Annotated in this window: 4 protein-coding genes and 1 pseudogene; all 5 read right to left on the reverse strand. The window is 54.4% G+C overall.

Going from position 1 to position 4,009, the window contains the following annotated elements; translation table 11 throughout:
• Nucleotides 1–204: pseudogene (locus ABLA85_RS15925) on the reverse strand (helix-turn-helix domain-containing protein); the annotation flags it as partial.
• 91 nt (nucleotides 205–295) lie between these two features.
• A complete protein-coding gene (locus ABLA85_RS15930) occupies nucleotides 296–553 on the reverse strand; it encodes a hypothetical protein (RefSeq protein ID WP_367965365.1) in 258 nt (85 codons plus the stop codon).
• A gap of 20 nt (nucleotides 554–573) precedes the next feature.
• Nucleotides 574–1,149, reverse strand: a complete 576-nt coding sequence (locus ABLA85_RS15935; RefSeq protein ID WP_367965362.1) for a DUF2857 domain-containing protein — start codon at nucleotides 1,147–1,149, stop codon at nucleotides 574–576.
• Between the two features lie 80 nt (nucleotides 1,150–1,229).
• On the reverse strand, nucleotides 1,230–2,822 hold the full coding sequence (locus ABLA85_RS15940; protein WP_367965363.1) for a ParB family protein: 1,593 nt from the start codon (nucleotides 2,820–2,822) through the stop codon (nucleotides 1,230–1,232).
• A 3-nt stretch (nucleotides 2,823–2,825) separates the two neighbouring features.
• A partial coding sequence (gene dnaB-PI / locus ABLA85_RS15945) for an SPI-7-type island replicative DNA helicase (RefSeq protein WP_367965364.1) occupies nucleotides 2,826–4,009 on the reverse strand: 1,184 nt, incomplete at its 5' end.

The raw sequence follows: 4,009 nt of genomic DNA on the forward strand, positions 1-4,009 counted from the left end.
GCGGATCATCATCCAGCCCGTTTTATCCAGCGGCGACAAACGATCATCCAGCAACAGACGGCGGGGATAGGCATCATGAATGTTGCCCATAAACAGCAGACCACTGCGCAGTTGTGAAACGTCATCGCCCGCGCGTTGTTCCAGACGGATTTTCATCTTAGCAATGGTATGTGCAATTATGCTGTCTGCGGACAGGTTTATCATGATCCCTCTTCTCCGGCGTTAACCTGTAAAAATAATGTCAGGGCTGCACCCTGTAACAAAGACAAGGTGCAGAATGACACGACTTCAATATTTACGATTTACGAATTTCATTGTTGTAGCGTTCATGGTGCATCAGCTCCCACGATTGTCCGTTATCACGGCTTAACAGCCGCCAGAACAGCCCCACATTGATTTTCAGATACCCGGTGCCTTTTTCTTTCAGCCTGACGTAATTGCGTTCGCCCCGCTGGTAGCACCTCACCTGATGTTGCGCCTTGCGGCGAAATGACAGCGGTGCCGTCAGGGGCGCATGCAGGCCGGGCATCATTTCCGTTAATTTTCCTGACATCGTTTCCTTCATTCCCTGTTTTATGCCTGTTTTTTTACCGGCATCGCTTTACCACTCTGCTGCCAGTCCTTCACCGCACGCCAGACGGACGTCAGCGAGACCGCATGATGTTCAGCCATCTCCATCATGATATCCAGCCCTTCGGCACTGTCCGCATCGGCAATCGTTGCCGCCTGCCAGCGCTGCCACAGGTCACGATTTTCATCTTCCGTCAGTGGCGAGCCACGCCCCGGCCGGACTGCCATGCCGGCAATGCGTCGTCGGGCGGCGATTTCCAGACTGGACAGGCCAAAAAAATAGTGCATCAGTTCAATAGAGCCGCCTAATTCCAGTGCCCGGTCAATCCGTTTCATCCGCTGCTGCTCGATACGCGCCTGATGTAAGATGCGCACCAGATTGGCGTGATGAATATGAACGCTCAGCACCGACACCGGGCTGTTGCCTAAGTAATGCAAATCTTCAATCGTCAGGCGCTGCAACATCAGCATCTCTGCGGGTGCCAGACCCAATGCCTCACAACGGCGGATATAGCCGTTCTTCAAATCCATCACCAGCTGCATCAGCAGGCTGTTGGTGGCTTGCGATAAATGATTCATACACTTCCTCCACTATCAGGCCAGTCAAAACGCAATGAATGAACAACACACTGAAAAGCAGGCACCCCGCACCGACATCGCTATATCGTCAACGTCTCCGGTACAATCTCACGCTGAAGCTCACGCAAACGACGGATAACCCGGATAAGCCGCAGAAACTTCACGGACTGGGTATCATCCAGCAGAGGCGATTCTTCCCGTCTGGCGGTGCCAAGCAGAACAGCAGTCAGTGTCAGTTCACTGCTGTCAGCCGGGGTTTCTCCGGTCAGGGCGTGCAATAAACGCGAAAAAGGATGGGCATTTTGCGGATTCACCAGACTAAACCCCGCCGAACCCGCCTCCGATTCCGACAACAAATCGCTGTCACAGCCCATCACTTCCGCCAGTTCAAACGCCAGCCGGAATGCCATGTTTTGCAGGTGTTCAATATCATCCTGCATCGGGGAAATTTCCCAGACCGAACTGACCGGCTCCAAACCCGTCCGGGCAAAATGCAGGCATTCGGTTTCAGGAACAGGCAACGTTGATTCAGGCGGATTATCGGTGCCATCCAGCTGATAAGGCGGAATGACCGGATTTTTTCGGGAAGACGTGGGGGACACTTGTGTTTTATCGACCGGAGCGTGTTCTGGTTCAGGTGCCTGCACCTCATCAGTGGCAGGTTGAGAAATTATTCGTTGATTCGATTCCGTGTCTGGCACTCGAACCTGCGCCGTGTTATCCGTCTCAGATTCTTCCGGCACCGACACACTCTCAAACGCCGTAGCCTGCTCGCCAAAGAGCTGCCGGCGGTTACTTTCCTTCGGATCTAATTCCAGTACCCAGCGGTCATAATTGAGCAGCGGGTGTGGCAGTGCCTGCAATAAATCACCAATCAGCTCATCCCGGAACATCTCCGGCGACCAGGACTCAGGGGAATCAAACTTGCGGCAGCAGTTACCAAAGACTTCATCAAAGGTGACGGTCGGTTCCGGGTTTATACTGGTCACATGCTGTTGCCAGACCGCCTCGGCATCCAGCCGCAAGGCCAGTAAAGGTCTTATCTGTGACGAACCCAGCCCGGATTCCAGCAGATTAGGCATCCACGGGTACAGGTATTTCACAGTATGCTCCATCCGGCTGATGTGACCGTCGCTGACAGGGAAACCCGCCTGACGCAACAGCGCTGACAATTCCCGCAGGGAGATTTTTTTCTGTTGCTGCGCTTCATAAATTGCCCTTGCCTTGCGGATACCCTGCGCTTTTTCAATGAAGCTGAGTTCACCCCGCAGCTCGTTTTCGGCCAAGTGCCCGATAACACACTGTAAACGCCCCGGCCACGGTTTAAACAAGCAGTGAATACGGTAAAAACGCTCATCGCCGGTCTCCTGCCACAACTCGGACAGAATTTGATAACGTGTATTCCCGCCATCACTGAAGATGTAGACCTCATCACCGTCCGGATCACGCGTGACTTTCGGCACCGTATCCAGCCCACGAACTTTGATTGACGCCTTGATATCGTCATAGCGCGGGTTACGACTGGTGCGGGGGTTATCCGGGTTCGGGCGAAGCTGATCGAGCGTCAACACCATTGGCATTTCCGCCATCGGCGGGCTGTCATTGAGAGTAGCCACGGCCTGTCGTCCCTGCTGTAACAAAGCATGGCCTAAATTCAGTGTATTGCGTCCCATCCTTTACCTCCCGCCGCTGTCGATGTCAGAAAAACGCGTATACCGGCCGTCAAACCACACACGCACCGTGCCTGTCGGTCCCTGACGCTGCTTACCAATAATGATCTCTGCAATCCCAGCGTCTGGTGTTTCCGGGTGGTAGACTTCATCACGGTAAAGATGAAGAATGAGATCGGCATCCTGCTCCAGCGAACCGGAATCCCGCAGGTCGCCGTTGTTCGGACGTTTATCGGCGCGGCCTTCCACCTGCCGGTTCAGCTGGGACAACGCCAGTATTGGACAACTCAGTTCTTTGCCCAACGCTTTCAGGCTGCGGGAGATATCGGCAATTTCCTGAGTGCGATTTTCCTGCCCGGGGGCGCACATCAACTGGAGGTAATCCACCATAATCAAAGCGGGTTTGCCGTATTGGCGGGTATAACGGCGGGCACGGGCGCGCAATAGCGCGGGGGTCTGGTGACTGCAATCATCAATAATCAATCGTTGATCCCATTGGGCAAACTGATCCAGACTCTGGCTGATGCGTCCCCACTGTTCATCGTCCAGCAGGCCACTGCGCAGCGCGGTTAACGCTACGCCGCCTTCCATGGCAGACAGACGCATCATCAGTTGTGAGGTCGGCATTTCCAGACTAAAAATTTGCACCACCGCATTATCACGGTGCCGCAGCGCACCGAGACAACAGGCCAGCCCCAGTGCCGTTTTCCCCATAGAAGGACGGGCGGCCAGCAGAATGAGGTCGCCCGCCTGTAAGCCACAGGTCATTTCATCCAGCGCCTGAAATCCTGTGGGGGTGCCAGTGATGCCGTTGCTGCCCTGTATGCGCTCCAGATGGGAAATCAGGGTATCTGCGCCTTGCAGCAGGGTCACGGCCTGATGTTGCCGGACTGCACCTTTTTCCGCCAGATTAAACAGCTGACTTTCCGCCTGCTCAATCAGGGTTTCTGACTGGATATTAGGCTGGAAGACTGCCGCACTGAGGGATTTACCCAGTGCCAGTAACTGACGTAACCGGCTTTTTTCCGCCACAATGCGGGCATATTCTTCAATATTGGCCGCACTGGGCGTGTTTTTACACACTTCCGCGACATAGGCAAAACCGCCGGCGCTGTCTATTTGCCCCCGCTGTGTCAGCCTGTCGGTCAGGGTGATCAGATCAAACGGACAGTTTTTTTCGCTCAGTTCAG

The sequence above is a fragment of the Xenorhabdus sp. SGI246 genome (genome assembly GCF_040838225.1).
Classification (GTDB): domain Bacteria; phylum Pseudomonadota; class Gammaproteobacteria; order Enterobacterales; family Enterobacteriaceae; genus Xenorhabdus; species Xenorhabdus indica.

What these genes read in the sequence shown, in the direction of transcription:
- ABLA85_RS15930 (WP_367965365.1), bottom strand. Translation starts at nt 553, where the DNA reads ATGTCAGGAAAATTAACGGAAATGATGCCCGGCCTGCATGCGCCCCTG.
- ABLA85_RS15935 (WP_367965362.1), bottom strand. Translation starts at nt 1,149, where the DNA reads ATGAATCATTTATCGCAAGCCACCAACAGCCTGCTGATGCAGCTGGTG.
- ABLA85_RS15940 (WP_367965363.1), bottom strand. Translation starts at nt 2,822, where the DNA reads ATGGGACGCAATACACTGAATTTAGGCCATGCTTTGTTACAGCAGGGA.